This is a genomic window from Perlucidibaca piscinae DSM 21586, assembly GCF_000420045.1.
Taxonomy (GTDB): domain Bacteria; phylum Pseudomonadota; class Gammaproteobacteria; order Pseudomonadales; family Moraxellaceae; genus Perlucidibaca; species Perlucidibaca piscinae.
Map to the genome: position 1 here is coordinate 132,277 of NZ_ATUE01000006.1, position 21,134 is coordinate 153,410.

General features: G+C 61.1%; 21 protein-coding genes. 17 read left to right on the forward strand and 4 right to left on the reverse strand.

The window, feature by feature from the left end:
- Positions 1–272: 272 nt before the first annotated feature.
- From F595_RS0104590 to F595_RS0104650, 13 genes are read left to right on the forward strand one after another with little or no spacing between them, the layout of a single operon-like run.
- On the forward strand, positions 273–2,219 hold the full coding sequence (locus F595_RS0104590; protein WP_022955695.1) for a conjugal transfer protein TraG: 1,947 nt from the start codon (positions 273–275) through the stop codon (positions 2,217–2,219).
- Positions 2,216–2,698 (forward strand): CopG family transcriptional regulator, encoded by a 483-nt coding sequence (locus F595_RS0104595; RefSeq protein WP_022955696.1) that lies wholly within the window; start codon positions 2,216–2,218, stop codon positions 2,696–2,698. Before F595_RS0104590 ends, F595_RS0104595 begins: the two co-directional genes overlap by 4 nt.
- On the forward strand, positions 2,695–3,690 hold the full coding sequence (gene trbB / locus F595_RS0104600; RefSeq protein WP_022955697.1) for a P-type conjugative transfer ATPase TrbB: 996 nt from the start codon (positions 2,695–2,697) through the stop codon (positions 3,688–3,690). The genes F595_RS0104595 and trbB overlap by 4 nt, the downstream gene beginning before the upstream one ends.
- Entirely contained in the window at positions 3,687–4,028 is a 342-nt protein-coding gene (locus F595_RS0104605; protein WP_022955698.1) for a TrbC/VirB2 family protein, read from the forward strand. Before trbB ends, F595_RS0104605 begins: the two co-directional genes overlap by 4 nt.
- Positions 4,025–4,291 (forward strand): VirB3 family type IV secretion system protein, encoded by a 267-nt coding sequence (locus F595_RS0104610; RefSeq protein ID WP_022955699.1) that lies wholly within the window; start codon positions 4,025–4,027, stop codon positions 4,289–4,291. Before F595_RS0104605 ends, F595_RS0104610 begins: the two co-directional genes overlap by 4 nt.
- A 7-nt stretch (positions 4,292–4,298) precedes the next feature.
- Positions 4,299–6,722, forward strand: coding sequence for a conjugal transfer protein TrbE (gene trbE / locus F595_RS0104615; protein WP_022955700.1), 2,424 nt, complete (start codon positions 4,299–4,301; stop codon positions 6,720–6,722).
- Positions 6,719–7,441: a P-type conjugative transfer protein TrbJ gene (trbJ, locus tag F595_RS0104620; RefSeq protein WP_022955701.1), complete on the forward strand. Its 723-nt coding sequence runs from the start codon at positions 6,719–6,721 to the stop codon at positions 7,439–7,441. Before trbE ends, trbJ begins: the two co-directional genes overlap by 4 nt.
- A gap of 10 nt (positions 7,442–7,451) precedes the next feature.
- Positions 7,452–7,703: an EexN family lipoprotein gene (locus F595_RS0104625; protein ID WP_022955702.1), complete on the forward strand. Its 252-nt coding sequence runs from the start codon at positions 7,452–7,454 to the stop codon at positions 7,701–7,703.
- A complete protein-coding gene (gene trbL / locus F595_RS0104630; protein ID WP_022955703.1) occupies positions 7,696–8,943 on the forward strand; it encodes a P-type conjugative transfer protein TrbL in 1,248 nt (415 codons plus the stop codon). The genes F595_RS0104625 and trbL overlap by 8 nt, the downstream gene beginning before the upstream one ends.
- On the forward strand, positions 8,943–9,665 hold the full coding sequence (trbF, locus tag F595_RS0104635; protein WP_022955704.1) for a conjugal transfer protein TrbF: 723 nt from the start codon (positions 8,943–8,945) through the stop codon (positions 9,663–9,665). The genes trbL and trbF overlap by 1 nt, the downstream gene beginning before the upstream one ends.
- Positions 9,662–10,639 carry a P-type conjugative transfer protein TrbG gene (trbG, locus tag F595_RS0104640; protein WP_022955705.1) on the forward strand — a complete coding sequence of 326 codons (978 nt, stop codon included), beginning with the start codon at positions 9,662–9,664 and terminating at the stop codon, positions 10,637–10,639. The genes trbF and trbG overlap by 4 nt, the downstream gene beginning before the upstream one ends.
- On the forward strand, positions 10,623–11,906 hold the full coding sequence (locus F595_RS0104645; protein ID WP_026913231.1) for a TrbI/VirB10 family protein: 1,284 nt from the start codon (positions 10,623–10,625) through the stop codon (positions 11,904–11,906). The genes trbG and F595_RS0104645 overlap by 17 nt, the downstream gene beginning before the upstream one ends.
- Complete coding sequence (locus tag F595_RS0104650; RefSeq protein ID WP_022955707.1) at positions 11,903–12,139, forward strand: DUF2274 domain-containing protein; 237 nt, start codon at positions 11,903–11,905, stop codon at positions 12,137–12,139. The genes F595_RS0104645 and F595_RS0104650 overlap by 4 nt, the downstream gene beginning before the upstream one ends.
- 36 nt (positions 12,140–12,175) lie before the next feature.
- Here the strand turns inward: F595_RS0104650 and F595_RS0104655 are convergent, their stop codons facing one another.
- The 4 genes from F595_RS0104655 to F595_RS0104665 form a co-directional block, all read right to left on the reverse strand.
- Positions 12,176–12,910, reverse strand: coding sequence for an NYN domain-containing protein (locus tag F595_RS0104655; RefSeq protein WP_022955708.1), 735 nt, complete (start codon positions 12,908–12,910; stop codon positions 12,176–12,178).
- A 121-nt stretch (positions 12,911–13,031) separates the two neighbouring features.
- On the reverse strand, positions 13,032–13,652 hold the full coding sequence (locus F595_RS0104660; protein ID WP_022955709.1) for a Fic/DOC family protein: 621 nt from the start codon (positions 13,650–13,652) through the stop codon (positions 13,032–13,034).
- Positions 13,639–13,821 carry an antitoxin VbhA family protein gene (locus F595_RS14970; protein ID WP_169446951.1) on the reverse strand — a complete coding sequence of 61 codons (183 nt, stop codon included), beginning with the start codon at positions 13,819–13,821 and terminating at the stop codon, positions 13,639–13,641. Before F595_RS14970 ends, F595_RS0104660 begins: the two co-directional genes overlap by 14 nt.
- A gap of 86 nt (positions 13,822–13,907) precedes the next feature.
- Positions 13,908–14,822, reverse strand: a complete 915-nt coding sequence (locus F595_RS0104665; RefSeq protein ID WP_022955710.1) for a LysR family transcriptional regulator — start codon at positions 14,820–14,822, stop codon at positions 13,908–13,910.
- 349 nt (positions 14,823–15,171) lie between these two features.
- Between F595_RS0104665 and umuD the strand changes: the two genes are divergently transcribed.
- The 4 genes from umuD (at position 15,172) to F595_RS0104685 (ending at position 21,133) form a co-directional block, all read left to right on the forward strand.
- Positions 15,172–15,567 (forward strand): translesion error-prone DNA polymerase V autoproteolytic subunit, encoded by a 396-nt coding sequence (gene umuD / locus F595_RS0104670; protein ID WP_265596738.1) that lies wholly within the window; start codon positions 15,172–15,174, stop codon positions 15,565–15,567.
- 1 nt (position 15,568) lies between these two features.
- Entirely contained in the window at positions 15,569–16,846 is a 1,278-nt protein-coding gene (locus tag F595_RS0104675) for a Y-family DNA polymerase (protein WP_022955712.1), read from the forward strand.
- Between the two features lie 262 nt (positions 16,847–17,108).
- A complete protein-coding gene (locus F595_RS0104680; RefSeq protein ID WP_022955713.1) occupies positions 17,109–20,345 on the forward strand; it encodes a helicase-related protein in 3,237 nt (1,078 codons plus the stop codon).
- Positions 20,342–21,133: a DUF4391 domain-containing protein gene (locus F595_RS0104685; protein ID WP_228126944.1), complete on the forward strand. Its 792-nt coding sequence runs from the start codon at positions 20,342–20,344 to the stop codon at positions 21,131–21,133. The genes F595_RS0104680 and F595_RS0104685 overlap by 4 nt, the downstream gene beginning before the upstream one ends.
- The last annotated feature ends 1 nt before the right edge of the window (position 21,134 follow it).

The following is a 21,134-nucleotide window of genomic DNA, read 5'->3' on the forward strand; positions in this document are numbered from 1 at the left end:
TCTTAGGTTCTAGTGGCTAAATATCTTATTTTTGCACTTCGGGCAACTTCATTGATCTTATGGAGTTAGGCAAGGTACTTTGCTTAGCCGCTTTAGATGTATTGATGTCCAAGTTGTAGATGCATGTTCTCGGTGTGGGATGGAAAGCCTGAATTGATCAAGAGCGCAATAATTGTTGCCCAATAGGAATTTGTCCAGCACGCCTCACGCCCCTGACCCTGCCATAACGGCACGGACCTCCTGTGCCGCATGGTCTGGGTCGGGAGTTCGCCATGCAGGCGTCCGGTGTGCTGGTTGGTCAGATGCTGCTGGTCCTCGGCATTGTGCTGCTGGGAACCTGGGGCGCGACGCAGTACGTCGCCACGGCACTGGCCTTTCAGCCCGAGCTCGGAGCCCCGTGGTTCCTCCTCGCTGATTACCCGGTCTTCTATCCCGCGCAGTTCCTGCACTGGTGGTACTTCTACGACGTCTATGCCCCGCATGTCTTCGCCACAGGCGGTCTGATTGCCGCAGGCAGCAGTCTGGTCGCGGTGGCTGTCGCGATTGGCCTTTCAGTCTGGCGGAGCAGGCAATCGCAACTCGTCACCACCTACGGGTCAGCGCGCTGGGCGGCAGATGATGAGGTTGTCACCGCCGGCCTGACCGGCACCGCTGGGGTGTTCCTGGGCCGCCATGAGGCGAGCTACCTGCGGCACGACGGGCCTGAGCATGTCATGGCGTTTGCTCCAACACGCTCGGGCAAGGGCGTGGGTTTGGTTGTGCCAACGCTCCTGACCTGGCCAGGCTCTGCCGTCATCCATGACATCAAAGGCGAGAACTGGTTTCTGTCCGCCGGATGGCGCTCTCGGTTCTCACACTGCGTACTGTTCAACCCCACCGATACGCACTCGGCTGCCTACAACCCGCTGCTTGAGGTGCGTCGCGGCACTCATGAAGTCCGCGACGTGCAGAACATCGCTGACATTTTGGTCGATCCTGAGGGCGCGCTGGAAAAGCGCAATCACTGGGAGAAGACCAGCCATGCCTTGCTGGTCGGCGCCATCCTGCATGTGCTCTATGCCGGTAGCGACAAGACGCTGCGCGGTGTCGCCAATTTCCTCTCTGACCCGGCCCGCACCTTCGAGAACGCGCTGCACTTGATGATGACCACCCGGCACCTGCCGGAGGGGGCCCATCCGGTGGTGGCGTCAGCGGCTCGTGAGGTGATGAACAAGAGCGAGAACGAGCGCTCCGGCGTGCTGTCCACGGCCATGAGTTTCCTCGGGCTTTATCGTGATCCGACCGTGGCCGAGGTGACCTCGCGGTGCGACTGGCGCATCGCAGACCTGATCAGTGCTGAACATCCGGTGTCGTTGTACTTGGTGGTCCCGCCGTCGGACATCAGCCGCACCAAGCCGCTGATCCGTCTGTTGTTAAACCAGATCGGTCGCCGCCTGACCGAGTCGCTGGATGGCAGCGACGGCATCGCACGCAAGCACAAGCTGCTGCTCATGCTCGATGAGTTCCCAGCACTGGGCCGGCTCGACTTCTTCGAGAGCGCGCTTGCGTTCATGGCTGGTTATGGCTTGCGGGCGTTCCTGATCGCCCAGTCGCTGAACCAGATCGACAAGGCCTACGGGCCCAACCACGCGATCCTCGACAACTGTCACGTACGCATTGCCTTTGCCACCAACGACGAGCGCACCGCCAAGCGCATCTCAGATGCCCTGGGTACGGCCACCGAGCTGAAGGCGCAGCGCAATTACGCCGGCCACCGGCTGGCGCCGTGGCTGGGGCATCTCATGGTGTCCCGTCAGGAGACGGCACGACCGCTGCTGACGCCGGGCGAGGTGATGCAGCTGCCACCCGATGAGGCCGTGGTCATGGTCTCCGGCTATCCCCCGGTACGCGCCAAGAAGATCCGCTACTTCAACGATCGCAATTTCATGACCCGCGTCGTGCCACCGCCCGAGCTGGTGGATGGTGACTATCGCGACGCCCCGGCGGCACGACCCAATGACTGGGCCGGTCAGCTGGCGTTGTTTGCGGACAACGACGGCTCGCTGCTGGCATCCGGTCTGCCTGGCGGTAGCGATCTGCCGGGCATGGCCAGCAAGCCGCTGACCGATGTCGGTCTGCTCGATGACGAAGCGGCTGCCAACGCCCCGCGACCCGTTCTTAAGACCAATCGCGCTTCGCGACTGGCTGCCCTTGATCCCAACGATGGAATCTCGCTATGAGCCGCGCCCGCCTGAACATCTTCATCGAGCCTGATCACGCGCGCCGGCTCGATGAGCTGGCCACCATGAAAGGCCTGTCCAAGTCGTCGATCATCGCTGCTGCCCTGGCGTCCTTCCTGTCACCTGATGCGGCGGATCGGCGCGATGCCGCTTTCGCCAAGCGGCTGGATCGACTGTCGAACCAGTTCGACAAGCTGGAGCGCGACCAGACCATCCTCATCGAGACGCTGGCGCTCTATGTCCGCTACTTCCTGACAGTCTCGGCCCCCGTGCCGGAGGCCCAGCAGGAGGCGGCACGTGCACAGGGCCGCCTGCGCTTTCAGCAGTTCATCGAACAGCTGGGTCGCAACCTGATGCGGGGCCGCAGTCTCGTGAAGGAAGTCCATGAAGAGGTCTTCCCGGATGCCGGGCAGTTCTTCGCAATGGACGATCCGGCGGCACCGGGTGCGGGCGCGCCGGACGAGGAGCGGCTGGCATGAACAGCGCCGTCACCGCTCTGCCGGAGAGCAGCGAGTCGCAGGCGTTGAGCCGGCGCATCCGCATGCTGCGCACGGCGCTGGGGCCGACCATCACGGCGGCACTGGATGACCCCGAGGTCGTCGAGGTCATGCTCAACCCGGACGGCACGCTCTGGCTGGACAAGCTGGGTGCGGGCAGGGCGCCGGTTGGTCTGTCCCTATCGCCGGCGGATGCCGAGCGCATCATCCGACTGGTCGCGGCCCATGTCCGAGCTGAGGTGCATGCGAGCGCACCCATTTTGTCGGCTGAGCTGCCGGAGACCGGCGAGCGCTTCGAGGGGCTGCTGCCACCGGTGGTGCGGGCACCAACTTTCGCCATCCGCAAGCGTGCGGTCGGCGTGATCCGGCTGGAGCACTACGTCAGCGAACACATCATCACGGTCGAGCAGGCCGATTTTCTGCGCAAGGCCGTACAGCGCCGACTAAACATCCTAATCGCCGGCGGCACCAGCTCCGGCAAGACCACGTTGGCCAATGCGCTGCTGGCCGAGATGGCGGTCACGGGCGACCGCGTCATCCTCCTGGAAGACACGCTGGAGCTGCAGTGCAGCACGCCGGATCACGTGTCGCTGCGTGCCAAGCCCGGTGTGGTGTCCATCAGCGACCTGGTGCGCTCAACCATGCGCTTGCGCCCGGATCGTGTCGTCGTCGGCGAGGTTCGGGGTGCCGAGGCACTGGACCTGCTCAAGGCCTGGGGCACGGGCCATCCCGGTGGCGTTGCCACCATTCATGCCGGCTCCGCCATGGGTGCACTCACGCGCCTGGAGCAGCTGATTCTGGAGGTGGCGCTGACGCCACCCCGCGCGCTGATCGCCGAGGCGGTCAACGTCATCGTCTTCATTGCCGGTCGCGGACGCGAGCGCCGCGTGCAGGAGATCGCCTGCGTGACCGGCTTTGATGCCCACAGCTACGCCCTTACTGCCATCCCTGCCGAACCCGGAGTTACGTCATGACGCATTCACGCTTTTACGGAAACACGCTTTCCCGTGCATCACAGGCCGCCGGCCTGCTGCTCATCAACTTGATGCTGAGCTCAGCCGCACAGGCGGCTGGTTCCAACATGCCGTGGGAAGGCCCGCTGCAGTCGGTACTGGACTCGGTGCAGGGGCCGGTGGCCCGCATCATGGCGGTCATCGTCATCATCGTGACCGGCCTCGCGCTGGCTTTCGGTGACACCAGCGGCGGCTTTCGCAAGCTGATCCAGATCGTCTTCGGGCTCTCGATTGCCTTCGCAGCCTCGTCGTTCTTCCTGGCCTTCTTCAGCTTCTCCGGCGGGGCGGTGGTGTCATGAGCCTACCCATCGCGCCGGGCTTCGAGGTGCCCCTGCATCGGTCGCTGACCGAGCCCATCCTGCTGGGCGGTGCGCCGCGCACCGTTGCCGTGGTCAACGGCACGCTGGCAGCCGCTGTAGGACTAGGGCTGCAGCTCTGGCTGCCCGGTCTGGCCTTGTGGCTGGCCGGGCACACGCTGGCCGTGTGGGGCGCCAAGCAGGATGCACAGTTCATGGAAGTGTTCGCCCGGCATCTAAAGCACAAGTCGCTGCTCGACGCGTGAGGTCGCCATGATCAATCTCGCCGAGTTCAGAAAACGTCCCGCCCAACTGGCGGACTGGCTGCCGTGGGCCGGTCTGGTGGCGCCCGGCGTCGTGCTCAACAAGGATGGCTCCTTCCAGCGCACCGCGCGCTTTCGCGGGCCGGATGTCGACAGCGTCACCGAGAGCGAGCTGGTCGCCACCACCGCGCGCATCAACAACGCCCTGCGCCGGCTGGGGTCGGGTTGGAGCCTGTTTGTCGAGGCTGCACGCGAGCCGGCGGCGGGCTACCCCGAGTCTCGCTTTCCGGAGGGGTTGTCCTGGCTGGTGGAGCAGGAGCGCAAGGCTGCCTTCGAGGAGGCGAGCAGCCACTTCGAGAGTCGCTATCACGTCACGCTGGTCTACCTGCCGCCCGAGGAGTCGCGGGCCAAGGCTGGCAACCTGCTCTACGAGCATGGTGGCCAGACGGGCGTGAACTGGCGCGAGCAGCTGCAGACTTTCATCGCCGAAACCGACCGCTTTCTGGATTTGCTCGACACGGTCATGCCGGAGCTGGGCTGGCTGGATGACGAAGCCACGCTCACCTACCTGCACGGCACGGTATCGACGCGGCGCCATCCTGTCCGTGTCCCGGACGTGCCATTCCACCTTGATGCACTGCTCACCGATGTCTCGCTCAGCGGGGGCTTGGCGCCCATGCTGGGGGATCAGCACCTGCGTATGGTCTCGGTTCGCGGCTTTCCCACCTCGACCTGGCCCGGGCTGCTCGACGAGCTGAACCGGCTGGGCTTCGACTACCGCTGGAGCACGCGCTACCTGTGCCTCGACAAGGCCGAGGCGGAGCGAGAACTGACCCGGTTGCGTCGGCAATGGTTTGCAAAGCGCAAATCCGTGCTCACGCTTTTACGGGAAACCGTGTTTCAGCAAGAGAGCCCGCTGGTCGACAGCGATGCCGACAACAAGGCGGCGGACGCTGATGCGGCCTTGCAGGAGCTGGGCGGCGATTCCGTAAGCTTCGGCTACGTCACGGCCACGGTCGTGGTGATGGATGCCGATCCCGAGCGCGCGGACGAGAAGCGCCGCGCCATCGAGCGCGTCATCCAGGGTCGTGGCTTTGTCACGCTTACGGAAAGCCTGAATGCCGTGGATGCGTGGCTGTCCACCATCCCCGGCCAGTGCTACGCCAATGTGCGCCAACCGCTGATCTCGACCTTGAACCTGGCCCACCTGCTGCCGGTCTCAGCCGTGTGGGCAGGCCCTGAGCGCAACGACCATCTGGCGGCGCCACCGCTGATGGTGACCCGTACCGAGGGCTCGACGCCGTTCCGGCTCGTGACCCACGTCGGCGATGTCGGTCACACGCTGGTCGTGGGGCCGACGGGCATGGGCAAGTCAGTGTTGCTGGCCACGCTCATGCTGCAGTTCCGTCGTTACGCCGGTTCGCGCCTGTTCATCTTCGACAAGGGGGGCTCCGCCCGCGCCACGGTGCTGGGGCTGGGTGGCGACCACTACGAGCTGACGCTGGAAGGCGGAATGGCGTTTCAGCCGCTGGCGCGCATCGACGAGGAGGGCATGCGTGCCTGGGCAGCCGAGTGGCTGACCGGGCTGCTGACCCATGAAGGCGTGACCATCACCCCGGAGGTCAAGGAGGCGGTGTGGTCGGCACTGACCAGCCTGGCCTCTGCTCCGGTCGAACAGCGCACGCTCACGGGGCTGTCCGTGTTGCTGCAGTCCAACGCGCTGCGCACGGCATTGCAGCCCTACACCTTGGGTGGTCCGTTCGGGCGGCTGCTGGACGCAGAGCGTGACCGCTTTTCGGTATCGGACGTGCTGTGCTTCGAGATGGAGGAGCTGATGCACAGCCCCTCTGCCGTGCTGCCGGTGCTCAGCTACCTGTTCAAGCGGCTGGAAGAGCGCTTCGATGGCGCCCCGACGCTGCTCATCCTCGATGAGGCTTGGGTGTTTCTCGACGATCCGGCCTTCGCCATCCGCATCCGTGAGTGGCTGAAGACGCTGCGCAAGCGCAATGTGTCGGTGATCTTTGCCACCCAGTCGCTGGCCGACATCCAGCGCTCCAGCATCGCGCCGTCCCTGATTGAAAGCTGCCCCAGCCGTATCTTCCTGCCCAACCCGCAGGCGGTGGAGCCACAGCTGCAGGGGATCTACCAAGGCTTCGGACTCAACGACCGCCAGATCCAGCTGATCGCTCGGGCAACCCCAAAGCGCGAGTACTACTACCAGTCCCGTCTCGGCAACCGCGTCTTCGAGCTGGGCCTCGGACCGGTGGCGCTGGCCTTTGCCGCCGCGTCACGCCCGGAAGATCAGCAGGCGATCACCGCCGTGCTGGCTGACACCCCGCCATCCGACTTTGCCCGCGCCTGGCTGCAGCGCGTCGGGCTGACCTGGGCCGCAGACCTGCTGGCCAATCACCACTCCCCGGAGCAGACACCATGAACAAGCCACTTTCCGTCGCCATTGCCCTGGTACTCGGTCTCAGTCAGCCGGCTCAGGCCATGACCGTGTTCGATCCCAGCAACTTCTCCCAGAATCTGCTGATCGCGATCCGCACCTTGGAGCAGATCAACAACCAGATCACTCAGCTTCAGAACGAGGCGCGCATGCTAAGCAACGACGCGCGCAACCTCGCCGGGCTGGACTATGACGCCAGTGCGCGCCTGCGAAACACGCTGGCGACCACCAACCGACTCATCCAGCAGGCCCAAGGGCTTGCCTACGAGGTCAGTCAGGCCGATACCACGTTCGCGCGGCTTTACCCGGACGCTTACGGCACAACGGTCTCCGGCAGCCAGATGGCCGTGGATGCGCGCGAGCGCTGGAAGAACTCGCTTGAAGCGCTGCGCACCAGCCTGCAGATGCAGGCGCAGTCGGCACAGAACTTCGCAGCTGATGAGGCCATGCTGAGTGAGCTGGTCGCGCAGAGCCAAGGTGCTACCGGCAACCTGCAGGCTACCCAGGCCACCAACCAGCTGCTCGCCTTGCAGTCCCGGCAGGCCATTCAGGCCCAGCAGCTGCAGATCACGCAAGGTCGTGCGGATGTCTTGGAGCAGGCCCGTCAGGTCGCGGCGCAGGAGCGTTCGCGTGAAGTGCGTCGCCGTTTCGACAGCGGTTCCACGCGCTACACCCCGCAGCCCGTCACCTTCTACGAGCGCTGAGGGGACAATCATGCGAACTCGTCTCCTGCTGATGGCGTGGGTCCTGGGGCTGGCCGGCTGTGGCCAGCCAGCCCCGGAGGTGACGGTTGAGTACCTGCTCGCGAATCCGGACCGGCTGCGTGCCTTGCAGGCGTATTGCCGGGACCGGCGCGAGGAGGTCAGCGAGAAGGTCTGTGCTGTTGTCAGCGACGCGCAGCATCGCCGCTTCTGGGGCAACGGGCAGACCCGCTACACACCGGGTGGCGGGGTGAGCCATGAATGACATCGGCGTCATCGACCGCTTTCTGGATGTCTTCTCGCGCTACATCGATTCCGGCTTTGGGCTGGTGGGCGGGGAGGTGGCGTGGCTGAGCGCCACCCTCATCGTCATCGACATGACGCTGGCAGGCCTGTTCTGGGCCATGGCGGGTGACGAGGTGATGGGCAAGCTGATCAAGAAGATCCTCTACGTCGGCGCCTTCGCGTTCATCATCACCAACTTCAACCAGCTCGCCGGCATCATCTTCAACAGCTTTGCCGGTCTGGGGCTGGTGGCCTCCGGGGGCACGCTGACCCAGGCCGAGCTGCTGCAGCCGGGACGGCTGGCCGAGGTCGGCATCGATGCAGGCCGGCCGATCATGGAGCACATCCGCACGCTGTCCGGTTTTCCGGATTTTTTCATGAACATCGACACCATCGCCGTGCTGTTTCTGGCGTGGGTCATCGTGATCATCAGTTTCTTCATCCTGGCCGTTCAGCTTTTCGTGACGCTGATCGAGTTCAAGCTGACCACGCTGGCCGGCTTTGTGCTGGTGCCATTCGCGCTCTGGAACAAGACCAGCTTCCTCGCCGAGCGCGTGCTCGGCAACGTGATGATGGCCGGTGTGAAGGTACTCGTGCTGGCCGTCATCGTCGGCATCGGCACGACCATCTTTGGCGAGTTCCAGGCGCCGCCCAATGCCGAGCCGTCCATCGACGAGGCTCTGGCCCTGATGTTGGCCTCGCTGTCGCTGTTCGCGCTGGGGATCTTCGGACCGGGCATCGCCAGTGGTCTGATCGCGGGCGCTCCCCAGCTGGGCGCGGGTGCAGCGGCCGGTGCGACGCTGGGCGCCTCCGCGATTGCTGTCGGCGGCGGGGCAGCTGCGCTTGGTGCCGGCAAGCTTGCGGCGTCAGCGACTGGGAGCGCCGTGCGCTCAGCCAGCTCGATGGCCTCCGGTGCCCGCGACGCCTATGCCGCCGGGCAGGCCACCACCTCAGGTGGCTTCAAGGGTGCCGTCGCAGGCATGGCACAGGTCGCTCGCAGCGGAGCGGCAGCCGTGAAGGGCCGTTTCCAAGGCGGCAATGACGGGCCCGAGGGGGCGTCATCGGGTCAGCCAGCCGCACAGCAACCTGCATGGGCACAACGCCTGCAGCGCAACCAACGCATCGCCCAAGGCGTCACCACCACTGCCCATGTCATGCGCTCTGCCGATCACGGTGGCAGCGGCGCCACCCCCAGCCTGCGTGATCAAGGAGAGTCCTGATGCGATTCAAGCGAGCGCATGTGCGCTATTCGGAAACCCCGGTGCCGGAGACGCCGTATCAGGCGGCCGGGCAGGTCTGGGACCAGCGTCTGGGCAGTGCCCGGCTACAGGCCAGCAATTGGCGCTTGATGGCGTTTGGCTGCCTGGGATTGAGCCTGATCATGGCCGGTGCGCTGGCGTGGCGTGCTGGCCAGTCGATGGTCACGCCCTATGTCGTCGAGGTCGACAAGACTGGGCAGGTCAGGGCGGTGGGCGAGGCGTTGACGCCCTATCAGCCTACCGATGCGCAGGTGGCCTATCACTTGGCGCAGTTCATCAACAACGTCCGCTCGCTGGCGATTGATCCCATCGTCGTGCGTCAGAACTGGCTGCGTGCCTACGACTACACCACGGACAAAGGTGCCGCGACGCTCAACGAGTTCGCACGCCAGAACGATCCGTTTGCCAACGTCGGTCGCAAGTCCGTGTCGGTGGAAGTCACCAGCGTGGTGCGTGCCAGCGACACCTCGTTTCAGGTGCGCTGGATCGAGCGTCACTACGACAGCGGTACGCCGGTCGGCCAGGAGCGCTGGACGGCCATGCTGACCATTGTGCAGCAGCCGCCTCGTGACGAGTCACGCCTGCGCAAGAACCCGCTTGGCATCTACATCAATGGCCTGAGCTGGAGCCGCGAGCTGGGCGCAGCCGACATCAACCCCCTGACCTCCGGAGTGAGACCATGAAGCGTTCGTCTGTGTGTGCGGTTGTTCTGCTGGCCGGCTGCGCCAGCCAGCCTGCGGTCCCGCTGGATCAGGCCATCCAGGCGGAGCCTTTGCCGGAGCCGCCCAAGCCGGTTCAGGTCATCGAAGTGCCCAAGCCCTTGCCACTGCCCGGTCAGCTCAAGCGCCTGCCTCCGAAAGGGCTGGAGAAGGCGCGTGAGCCGCTGGATGCCCGTGCGCGGGTGGCTCGTGCCACCGAGGAGGCGAGGGTGGTGCCCTCGCAGGAGGGCTTCATCAACGCCATTCAGGTCTGGCCCTACAGTGACGGCGCGCTCTATCAGCTCTACACGAGTCCGGGCCGCGTCACCGTGGTGTCGTTGCAGCCGGGCGAGGAGCTGGTCTCGTTCTCCGCCGGCGACACCGTGCGCTGGATCGTCGGTGACACGGTCAGCGGCTCTGGCGCCGGCCAGCGCGTGAACCTGCTGGTGAAGCCGATCCGCAGCGGGCTCAAGACCAACCTCGTGATCAGCACCAGCAAGCGCACCTACCTGCTGGAAATGACCTCCACCGAGAAGGCGTGGATGGCCTCGGCGTCATGGGAATACCCCAAGGACCAGTCGATGGCCTTGCAGAGTCAGTCCCGCCTGGCAGACGCCAAGGCACCGGTGGCCGAGGGACTGGATATCTCGCAGCTGCGCTTTCGCTACGCCATCTCCGGAGACAAGCCGTCGTGGCGTCCTGTGCGCGCGTTCGATGACGGGGAGCATGTCTACATCCAGTTTCCCCCGCGCATTGCCCAAGGCGATTTGCCACCGCTGTTCGTGATCGGCCCCGAGGGTGACGGTCAGCTGGTGAACTACCGCTACCGGGCGCCGTACTACGTTGTCGACCGCCTTTTCGGTACGGCCGAGCTGCGACTGGGTGGCAAGAAGGCGCAGGTGGTGCGTATCGCTCGCGATGACTTGCGTCAGGGAGGTCGCCATGACGACAGCGAGTGAGCCGTTGCCGCCCAAGGTCGATCCCGACAGCCTGGCGCTGCGTGCGCAGCCCAGTCCGGTCAAGCGTCTCAACCGCAAGGTGCTGATCGCAGGGGCGGGGACAGTGTCGTTGGGACTGCTGGGTGTCACGGTCTGGTCGTTGCAGCCGGTGACCCGCTCGGCCAGCGAGGCGCCTGCGGAGCTGCACAACGTCGAGCGCGTGGCGCGCGCGGAAACGCTGGATGCCTTGCCGCAGGAGTACAGCCAGATGCCTCACCCGGCAGCGTTGCCGCCGGAGGTGCCGGTGTTGGGTGAGCCGTTGCCCGGTGATCTGGCCAAGCCCATGCTGGATGCCCAGCGGGCGGGTACCTATACCCCAACCTATCAGGGCGGATCACCGGGGGCTGCGTCGGGACAGGCTGCTGCCAGCCATGAAGAGGTCGCCAAGTCGCCGCTGTTCTTTCGCAGCAATTCCTCCGGACCGGTGCGTGGTGCCTCGGACGTTGCCGCAGGCCTTGCACCCATTGTGGGCGGTGACATTGCTGCCGCAGGCATCACGACTGTTCAGGGATCGGCCGGAGCCACAGACCCGACCGTGGGCCAGAACCAGCAGGCCAGCAAGCAGGCCTTTGTCGACACAGCGGAAAGCCGTGATTCCGTAAATCCGTCTTCCCTGAAATTGCCCGCGTCGCCCTATCAGGTGATGGCCGGGACGCTGATCCCGGCCGCCCTTATCACCGGCCTCAAGTCCGATTTGCCGGGGCAGGTGATCGCCTCGACCACCGAACCGGTCTACGACACGGCCACCGGCCGTCATCTGCTGATTCCGCAGGGCTCGCGTCTGATCGGTCGCTACGACAGCCAGGTGACGTTTGGTCAGCGTCGGGTGTTGCTGGTCTGGCAGCGGGTGATCCTGCCGGACACCTCATCCATCGCCCTCGACCGGTTGCCCGGGGTCGATACTGCCGGCTATGCCGGTCTGGAAGACGGGGTGGATTGGCACTGGGACCGCATTCTGGCAGGTGCCGCCCTGTCGACCTTGATCGGTGTGGGTGCCGAGCTTGCGGCCCCTACTCGCGATGGCGCTGATGGTCGCGTTGTTGTCGCGACCCGTGAAAGCGTGCAGGAGACCATCAATACGGTGGGGCAGGAGCTGACCCGCCGCAATCTAAACATCCAGCCGACCTTGACCATCCGCCCCGGCTTCCCGGTGCGCGTCATGGTCAACAAGGATCTGGTGCTCAGGCCTTACCAACCATTGTTCTTCACACGAGGATTGCCGCAATGACAACACTGAAACTGGGCCCGCTGCCCAAGACCGAAGCCGTGAAAATGACCATCAGCGTGACCACCGAACTCAAGCAGCAGCTGGATCGCTACGCGCAGCTGCACAGCGAGACCTGGGGCGACACCGTGGATGCCACGGCGCTGATTCCGCACATGCTGGAGGCGTTCATGGCCAAGGATCGGGGTTTTCGCCAGCAGACAAGGGTCAAATCGAGAGGCCTGCAGAGTATCTAGTCCCTGCGCTATTTTGGTTTGCTGCTGGTCACGTCATCACTTCTTTCGACCATCTTTGACGTAGACCAGCTTGCCTCGCCACTCAACTTCGAAAAGACCGATTGCTTTGATCAATTCACTGAGCTTCTTGAAGCCATAATTTCGTGGATCAAAGTCGTTAGCGGTCTTGTTGAGCAGACTCCCAATCGGTGCTAAGGCTGCCCAACCAGTTTCGTCAGAGACGGCTTCAATAGACTCCCGCAGCATCGTGACCAATTTCGTGTCTGAACGCAGTGTTTTGACGTTTGGGGTCGTGACTGCTGGAGCGCTCTCATCACTGGCTGGTTGCGTGAACACTTCTGTGTAGATGAATCGATCACATGCAGCGACAAAGGGGCGAGGCGTCTTCTTCTCTCCAAATCCGTAAACACGCCTGCCTGACTCTCGAATGCGTGATGCCAGTCGCGTGAAGTCGCTGTCACTTGAGATCAGGCAAAAGCCGCTGAAATGGCCCTCATAGAGCAGGTCCATCGCATCGATGATCATGGCGCTGTCGGTGGCATTTTTACCGGTGGTGTAGCGGAACTGCTGTATGGGCTGGATGGAATGCTCCAGCAGTGTCTGCTTCCATGATCCAAGATTTGGTGTTGTCCAGTCACCGTAGATGCGCTTGACGCTGGCAACGCCGATCTTGGCGATTTCTGCCAGCAGTCCTTCAACAATCGCAGGTCTGGCATTGTCGGCATCAATCAGGACCGCCAAGGCAGCGTTATTGTCGTTATGGGGTTGCATGCGATATCTATCCTGAAGTCCGTTTCATTCCCTAGTTGAGCATGAAAAAGAATTTCAGGCATGACTGTTTGTCACTGTGACGACGAAGTGCCTGTACGCCCAAATGCAGTAATCAAGGGCTTCAGAGCGTTTCCAGACCGACTTGGATGATTCGGCGCAGTGGGCCTAGGTCATTGTCGTCAATGCTGGCAATGCACGCTTGCTTCATGGCTTCCTGGGATACACCAGCCCAGTTGATGAAGTACCCAGCGCCATTGGCGAGCTGCTGAATGAATTCACGCTGAGCCCTGCCGTTCCCTTCGCGAAACGGGTGCATGAGGTTGATGCGAGCCAGGTAGTACGCAGCGCGCTCACTGAATGTGCGTGCATCCAGTCCGGTCAGTAGCTGCTCCTGATGCAACTCATCATGAATGCGAGCTGCCATCTCGGGGATGTCTTGATGGCGCAAGAATGCGGTCGCGTTCTTGCCGATATCGACGACACGAAGTTCACCAGCCCACGGATAGATATCCTGAAACAGGAATGCGTGAATGGCTTGCAGATGCGCAAGGTCGAATTGGCCGCGAATCGGGGACTCGCTGATGATGGCGGCCCGGATGGTCACCAGTTCTGTTTCAGCGGCGTTCAGCTCAGCGGTGGTGGTGAAGCCCAGACGGTTGATCAGGACACCGTTTGGAAGGACGTAGGGGTCATCACTGACGGAGTATCCAGTCAGGTAGTAATGACCATCATCCTCGTACATAACGAGCCTGGGCGGCCTGCAATATCTCTTCGAGTGAGGTCGTGCCTTCAACGTACTGGCGAAAGCTTGTCTGCAGTGCCTTGGGAACAACCAAGCCTTCCAAGGCAGCACTCGCAACGGCATTGCGGGTTGCACGCTCGCGTCGCTGTCTGAGTTGAAGTTCAGTCATGGCTGATTGCCTTGGTCATGATGTTCAAATTTTAGGCTGTAATGCCGCATGCGTCCAGCGCCTACAGCATGTCACCTGTGTCCCCATCATGCCAGTTCTGCGTCACTTGGCATCTCTGGCTCATCGTCTTCCAGCAGCTTCATGAACGGCAGCACTGTGTCTGGCAGATGCTGGGCATGGTGCAGCATGTAGGTCGTGATCACTGGAGCAAAGCCACCCAGTGGTTTGATGACAACTTCAGCCGTGTCGTGACCTCGCAACTGCGCCTGCGTGGCGAAGCCAATGCCGATGCCGGCTTTCACCAGGCTCATCATCAGGCTGACGCTGTCCGTGCGCTGAACCACGTTCAGAGTGCGGTCGTGTTGGCGGACCAGGCGGTAGATGGCTTGATGCAGGGAATTGGTGCCACGCGCTTCTGGCAGGATCAGCGGATAATGTGTCAGCTCGGCCAGTGAAAATCCTTTGCCGCGTGACATCGGATGTGATGCGGGCATGAGGGCGCACAGGCCATCGTGCCAGAGGCGCGAGGAAGATACCGTCGGCTGATCATCAAAGCTGTTCAAGGAAAGACCAAGGTCCACTTCACGGCTTTGAATTGCTTGCAGCAGGCGTGTGGCCGACATCTCGTACAAGCGGATGTCGATCTCTTCGTTCATTCGACGTTGCTTGGCGATCAGTTCTGTCACGCGCTGCATGGGTACGCCATCAGAGAGCGCGATGCGCAGTTGTTGCGAATACCCCAACGAGGCGGACTTGATGGCGGATTTAGCTTGCTCAACCGCCGCTAGAATGCGGCGTGCCTCCATCAGGAAGATCTGGCCAGCACGCGTGATCTTGGTGCAGCGGGTCGTGCGCTCGAGAAGCTGAACACCGAGCTGGTTTTCCAGATCCTTTATGGCCCGAGAGAGCGGCGACTGCTCGATGTGCAGCCGCTTGGCTGCGCGTTGAAAATGAAGCTCTTCGGCAACAGCCACGAAGTATCGCAAGTGTCGAAGTTCCATTCGCGTTTAACCCCCATCCTTGGCCAAACAGATACGCAGTCAGTGTTAAGACTTTGTTTCCCAAGGATAGTAAGTATTAAATGGTGTAAAGGAAGTACCTATTCAGACTTTTGACGCATATGTGACATATGTCGGCATCAAGATATGATTTTCACGACAAATATCTGTATTTTCGATGCTGATCTTTAGTAATTTGCGTAATTTGCAATCATATTTGCGTTTAGCGAAAGCTATTTTCGTGTGAGATCACAGCATGCGGTGTTGACAAGGCGTAGCAGGTCCTAAATATACTGGCCATATGGACAGTATAAATTTCCCGACGTGGAATCCGCCCAAGCAGCTTCTGCCGTTGTACGAAGGTCGTGTACCGGCAGGATTTCCCTCGCCAGCTGCGGACTATGTGCAGCGCCGCATTGATCTAAATGAGCGTTTAGTTCACGACAAGATCGCCACGTTCTTCATCCGTGCCTCTGGCGACTCGATGCGCGATGCCGGCATTCAGGATGGCTCCATCCTCGTGGTGAACAGTGCTCGACCTCCCATATCGGGTGATGTCGTTGTGGCCAGCGTAGATGGCAAGCACACAGTCAAGCGGCTAGTGAAGCGGGGTGATCGATTCGAGCTCCACCCGGATAATGCGTCCGGTGAATACCCCGTGATCACGGTCGAGCACGAACTCAACATCTTCGGGGTCGTGACTTCTGTCATCACCGAGTTCGTGCGCTTGGCGCCCAGGAAGGGCTGACATGCCGCGTCAGGCGTTTGCTCTGGTGGATGCCAACAACTTCTATGCAACCTGCGAGAAGGTCTTTCAGCCTGAGCTGGCCACGCGTCCGGTTGTGGTGCTGTCAAACAACGACGGCTGCATCGTCGCGCGATCTGCCGAGGCCAAGGCCTTGCAGATCCCGATGGGGGCGCCGATCCATGAGTGGCGTGAGTTCTGCGATCGTCATGACGTGGTGATCAAGAGCTCCAACTACACGCTCTATGGGGACATGAGCGCGCGCATGCTGGGCGTGCTTCAGGACATGTGTCCTGAGGTGGAGAGCTATTCGATTGACGAGTCGTTTCTAAACCTGACGAGTTTGCGTGACCATACCCAGCTGGGTTTCGAACTCCGGAGAGCCATTCGCTGTCGAACACACATCACCTGTGGTGTGGGCATCGGGCAGACCAAGACGCTCGCGAAGTTCGCCAACTTCATCGCAAAGAAGCAGCCATTCTGGGGAGGCGTGTTCAACCTGCTCGATCAGCCAGCTGAGATGATGGATGGCCTGATGTCCGGATATCCGGTGGATGAGGTCTGGGGGGTGGGGCGGAGGCTCAGCAAGCGCCTCAACGAGGAGGGCATCCTCACGGTCCTGGATCTCAAGCAGGCTGACCCGGATCGAATTCGTGTTCGTTATGGGGTCGTCCTCGAAAAGACCGTGCGCGAGCTGAATGGATTGTCTTGCTTGAGCATGGAGGAGGTGGGGCGCCCCAAGCAGCAGATCATGGCGTCGCGCTCCTTTGGCGCGACGCTCACCGAACTGCTGCCAATCCGCTCAGCGGTCTCTCATCACATCGCACGAGCCGCCGAGAAGCTGCGCCAGCAGAACGGTTTGGCCCAGCATGTCTACGTGATGCTGCGTACCAACCCGTTCCGAGAGCAGGATCTGCAGTACCGACGTACCACTCTGATCCCGCTGGCTATGCCTACGTCGGACACTCGGGTGCTCATGGCTGCCGCTATGGCGGGGCTCAAGGATATCTATGTGCCAGGGTTTCGGTATCACAAAGTCGGCGTGATGCTTGGACAGATCACCGATGCCGGCGTTCAACAGCAAGATCTGTTCTCGCAGCCTGACGATCCACGGCGGTCTCGACTCATGAGCTTGGTCGATCAGATCAATCAGGTGCAGGGCAGGGGGACGCTGCATTTTGCAAGTACTGATCTGGACGATGGCTGGCAGATGCGGACGGGGAGCAGGTCGCCTCGTTACACAACCTGCTGGGAGGAATTGCCGGTCGCTCTTTGTTGCTAGTTGGTATGTCTCTGCCTTAGGTCACAAACTAGCTTGTTTGTCACTTGATGTTGCCGGGTTATGTTTACAGACATACCCTAAGACTCTTTGAGAGTACGTGATGCACTACTGACTAGTGTTCTACGTGCAAGCTCACCACTCTCTTTTCTTCTCTTCGTCGTGCACAACTTACAACGGTCATTCGACGTCGAAGGGCATTGCTACAGTGGTGCCTGAACTAGGTAAATAAGAAAAATCGGGACACCGAGTAAGGGAAGCAGCAATGAAGTTTGTCAGCAACGCTGGATCTGATCGAGTTTTGGATCTGATCCGCCCATGGCTCAAGCCTGAGCACCGGATGGATATGGTGTCCCCGTCATTTTCTCTGTACGCCTTCTCAGAGGTCTTGACTGAGCTACCTCATCTGTCGAATGCACGACTGGTAGTGCCGCCTACCTCCACAGCCCCAACCAAGGGTACGGAGCAAGAGCAACTGGGCTTGTTGGGGACGGCAGCCGACCGGGCTTCCCGAAACAAGTTGCAAGCTCCTTGGTTGGCGAAAAAGTTGGCGGCCTGGCTGGAGAGCAAAGCTGATGTTCGTCATGCAAGCGGCCCCATTCCCCAAGGCACATTGGTTCTGAGGGATGGCAACGGCTCAGCACAACAGGCTGCGCTGGGCTCGTTTTCCTTCAGCAGTGAAGGCTTGGGCGTCACCCCCGGCAACCCTCTCAGCCTTATTCAGGCTTCCGAAAGCCCTGCTGAGGCGCAAATGCTCAGTCAGTGGTTCGACATGCAATGGGCCACGCTGAAGGAGCATCCTCAAGCCAAGGCCGACCTGATCGCAGCGATCAAAAGCCTCTCTGTCCATCGAGACGCCACCAGCGTGTATGCGTTGATGCTGCAGCACCTGTTTGCCTCCAGTGGCGACGGGCTTGACGAGGAGCGCATCGTCAAATCGGCAACGGGTATCCGCAATACGGTGGTTTGGAAGAAGCTGTACAAGTTCCAGCGTGATGGTGTTGTGGGGGCCATCGACAAGTTAGAACGGTTTGGCGGCTGCATCATCGCCGATAGCGTGGGCTTGGGTAAGACGTTCGAGGCACTGGCGATCATCAAGTACCACGAGCTACGCAACGACCGCGTATTGGTGCTTTGCCCGAAGCGTCTCCGTGACAACTGGACGCTCTACAAGGCCAACGACCGGCGCAATGTCCTCGCACCGGATCGCCTGAACTATGACGTGCTCAACCACACGGATTTGTCACGTGACGGCGGCCATTCCGGAGACATCGACCTGTCTCACATCAACTGGGGCAACTACGACCTGGTGGTGATCGACGAGTCGCACAACTTCCGCAACAAGAAGTCACCTCGCCAAGGCAACGAAACCCGTTACGACCGGCTGATGCGAAAGATCATCCGTGAGGGTGTTAAGACCAGGGTGCTGATGCTGTCTGCCACCCCAGTCAACAACCGTTTGGCTGACTTGCGAAACCAGATCGCTTTCGTGACCGAAGGGGACGATACCGCGCTGTTCGACCATGGCATTGCCAGCATCGACAGCACCACGCGACGAGCGCAGAAAGCCTTCAACCGCTGGCTTGAGCTACCCAACGAAGAAAAGACACCATCGCTGCTGGTGGAGATGCTTGGCTTTGACTACTTCGCCTTGCTCGACCATCTGACCATCGCCCGCTCACGCCGTCACATCGAAAAATACTACGGCACGAGTGAGACAGGCCGCTTCCCTGACCGACTGCCCCCGATCAACATCAAGGCGGATGTAGATCGGGCGGGAGAGTTTCGCTCGATCCGCGAAATCAACCTGGAAATCAAGCGGCTCAATCTCGCAGCCTATGCGCCACTGCGCTACGTGCTGCCTCACAAACAGGCTGCTTATGATGCCAAGTACAGCACTCAAATTCGTGGCGGCGAGAGCTTCTTCCGTCAGGTGGACCGTGAAGAAAGTTTGATTCACCTGCTGCGCGTCAATGTCCTCAAGCGCATGGAAAGTGCGGTTTCGTCGTTTGCATTGACCGTTCGTCGCCAGCTTAAAGACGTCGAAACGACCCTGGCACAGATTGAAGCGCACAGCGAGGAAATCGAAGAACTCGACATTGCAGATGTGGACATTGACGACCCGGCCTTTGAGGCCTTGCTGGTAGGACGCAAGGTCAAGGTGCTGCTGGGCGATGTTGATTTGCTGCGCTGGAAACAAGACCTGATCGAGGATCGCAACCGCCTTGCCACGTTGTACGCGGCAGCAGAGCAAGTCAGCATTGCGCGGGACGACAAGCTGCTGAAATTGCGAGATCAAATCGCCAGTAAGTGCAAGAACCCCATCAACGCCGGTAACCGCAAGGTCATGGTGTTCACGGCTTTTGCTGATACAGCCACCTACTTGTACGAGCAACTGGCCGGGTGGGCCAAGGCAGAGTTGGGCCTTGAAACAGCCCTGGTTACCGGATCTGGCCGCAACCAGACCACGCTTCCCAGCTTGCGGCGTGATTTGACCAGCATCCTGACCGCCTTCTCCCCACGCGCAAAAGAACGCCCCGAGGAGTTGGCTGGTGAAGGCGAAATCGACCTGCTGATCGCCACCGACTGCATCAGCGAGGGCCAGAACCTGCAAGACTGCGACTGGCTCATCAACTACGACATCCACTGGAACCCGGTTCGCATCATTCAGCGGTTTGGCCGCATCGACCGAATCGGCTCCACCAACAGCCGTATTCAACTGGTCAACTTCTGGCCCAACATGGAGCTGGAGGAATACATCAACCTGGAGCAGCGCGTCAGCGGTCGCATGGTCCTGCTGGACATCTCCGCCACGGGCGAAGAAAACATCATCGAGCAGCAGTCCGGCAACCAGATGAACGATCTGGAATACCGCCGAAACCAGTTGCTCAAGCTTCAGGAAACCGTCATCGACCTGGAAGACCTGTCCAGTGGCGTTGCCATCACAGACCTCACGCTGACCGACTTTCGTATTGACCTGGCCGAGTTCGTAAAAGCGCACCCAGGCAAGCTGGAATCCCTGCCGCTGGGCTGTTTTGCCGTGACGACCAGCATCAATGCCGAAGTTCCCCCAGGAATCATTTTTTGCTTACGTGCAGAAGATGCGGCTGCCGAGAAATCCATCGACCCCGGCTACCCCTTGGCCCCCCATTACCTTGTCCACGTGGGCGAAGATGGCTCGGTGCTGTTGCCCTATACACAAGCCAAGCGCATCCTGGATCGACTCAAGCGCATGAGCCTTGGCCGGGACTTGCCTGACGCTTCTGCATGTGCCCAGTTTGACCGCGCTACCAAGCAAGGCGAAGACATGCGCCACGCACAAAAGCTCTTGTCTGCGGCAGTGTCGTCCATCGTCGGTAAGTCGGAAGAACGGGCCATTGCCAGTTTGTTCTCACCAGGTGGCACTCACGCCATGAAGGGCGAGTTTGCTGGCTCGAATGACTTTGAAGTGCTGGCCTATCTCGTGGTGCTGCCCAACCACGCTGAAGGGGCCGCTGCGTGAGTAAAGCCATGCAGGGCCTAACTGCCGATCAAGTCGTGTCAGCCATGGGCTTGCCAGATGCGGCCATGGTGAACCAGCGCGTTCCCAAAAAAATGCTGCTTGAAAACGGAGTGCCCACGGCAGCAGACCGCAAGTTGATTCAGGACCACATTGAACAGGTGACGTGGGTCGCCGCTCTGAAGCCAGCAAACGCCGGGGTGCCCGACTTTCAAGACGAACAGCGCACCTACCTGGAGGTGGCTGTCCTAACTGTTGCCATGCGTGACTTGGGCGGATTGACCGCAAACTCAACCAAAGTGAAGCGCATCAGCGAACTGCTCCACCGCGCCATTCCGTACCCCGTCGTGGTGGTGCTGAGCGAAGGCGAGAACCTGTTCATGTCAATGTGCCACATCCGCTGGGCGCATAAAGAAGCAGACAAAACTTTGCTCGATGGGGAGCCCTTGTTCGCCGCGCTAACGGCTGATGAGTTCTGCTCCGCCTTTCTGGAGGCGTTGGCGATGAGCCAACAGCCACGCACCCATTTGTACACGCTGTACCAGGGCTGGATGGACACGCTGTCAGCATGGCAAGCCGCCAAAGTATCTGGGCGGTTTGCCCTTAGCCAATCGACCGTCCATGCCGCTGAGCGGCGTGCTGCACTGCAGCGTTGCCGGGAACTGGATGCCAAGATTGCCAGCTTGCGTTCAGCCGCCAGCAAAGAAAAACAACTGGCCCGCCAAGTGGCAGCCAACCTAGAAATCAAGGCGCTGTTGGCTGAACGCCAGCGTGTCGCTGCCAATGTTTAAG

Excerpts from the sequence above, each read along its gene's own strand:
- F595_RS0104590 (WP_022955695.1), top strand. The coding sequence starts at position 273 with ATGCAGGCGTCCGGTGTGCTGGTTGGTCAGATGCTGCTGGTCCTCGGC.
- F595_RS0104645 (WP_026913231.1), top strand. The coding sequence starts at position 10,623 with ATGACGACAGCGAGTGAGCCGTTGCCGCCCAAGGTCGATCCCGACAGC.
- F595_RS0104650 (WP_022955707.1), top strand. The coding sequence starts at position 11,903 with ATGACAACACTGAAACTGGGCCCGCTGCCCAAGACCGAAGCCGTGAAA.
- F595_RS0104665 (WP_022955710.1), bottom strand. The coding sequence starts at position 14,822 with ATGGAACTTCGACACTTGCGATACTTCGTGGCTGTTGCCGAAGAGCTT.
- F595_RS0104655 (WP_022955708.1), bottom strand. The coding sequence starts at position 12,910 with ATGCAACCCCATAACGACAATAACGCTGCCTTGGCGGTCCTGATTGAT.
- F595_RS0104660 (WP_022955709.1), bottom strand. The coding sequence starts at position 13,652 with ATGTACGAGGATGATGGTCATTACTACCTGACTGGATACTCCGTCAGT.
- trbE (WP_022955700.1), top strand. The coding sequence starts at position 4,299 with ATGATCAATCTCGCCGAGTTCAGAAAACGTCCCGCCCAACTGGCGGAC.
- F595_RS0104610 (WP_022955699.1), top strand. The coding sequence starts at position 4,025 with ATGAGCCTACCCATCGCGCCGGGCTTCGAGGTGCCCCTGCATCGGTCG.
- F595_RS0104680 (WP_022955713.1), top strand. The coding sequence starts at position 17,109 with ATGAAGTTTGTCAGCAACGCTGGATCTGATCGAGTTTTGGATCTGATC.
- trbB (WP_022955697.1), top strand. The coding sequence starts at position 2,695 with ATGAACAGCGCCGTCACCGCTCTGCCGGAGAGCAGCGAGTCGCAGGCG.
- F595_RS0104675 (WP_022955712.1), top strand. The coding sequence starts at position 15,569 with ATGCCGCGTCAGGCGTTTGCTCTGGTGGATGCCAACAACTTCTATGCA.
- F595_RS0104595 (WP_022955696.1), top strand. The coding sequence starts at position 2,216 with ATGAGCCGCGCCCGCCTGAACATCTTCATCGAGCCTGATCACGCGCGC.
- F595_RS14970 (WP_169446951.1), bottom strand. The coding sequence starts at position 13,821 with ATGACTGAACTTCAACTCAGACAGCGACGCGAGCGTGCAACCCGCAAT.
- F595_RS0104605 (WP_022955698.1), top strand. The coding sequence starts at position 3,687 with ATGACGCATTCACGCTTTTACGGAAACACGCTTTCCCGTGCATCACAG.
- trbG (WP_022955705.1), top strand. The coding sequence starts at position 9,662 with ATGAAGCGTTCGTCTGTGTGTGCGGTTGTTCTGCTGGCCGGCTGCGCC.
- trbJ (WP_022955701.1), top strand. The coding sequence starts at position 6,719 with ATGAACAAGCCACTTTCCGTCGCCATTGCCCTGGTACTCGGTCTCAGT.
- F595_RS0104625 (WP_022955702.1), top strand. The coding sequence starts at position 7,452 with ATGCGAACTCGTCTCCTGCTGATGGCGTGGGTCCTGGGGCTGGCCGGC.
- trbF (WP_022955704.1), top strand. The coding sequence starts at position 8,943 with ATGCGATTCAAGCGAGCGCATGTGCGCTATTCGGAAACCCCGGTGCCG.
- trbL (WP_022955703.1), top strand. The coding sequence starts at position 7,696 with ATGAATGACATCGGCGTCATCGACCGCTTTCTGGATGTCTTCTCGCGC.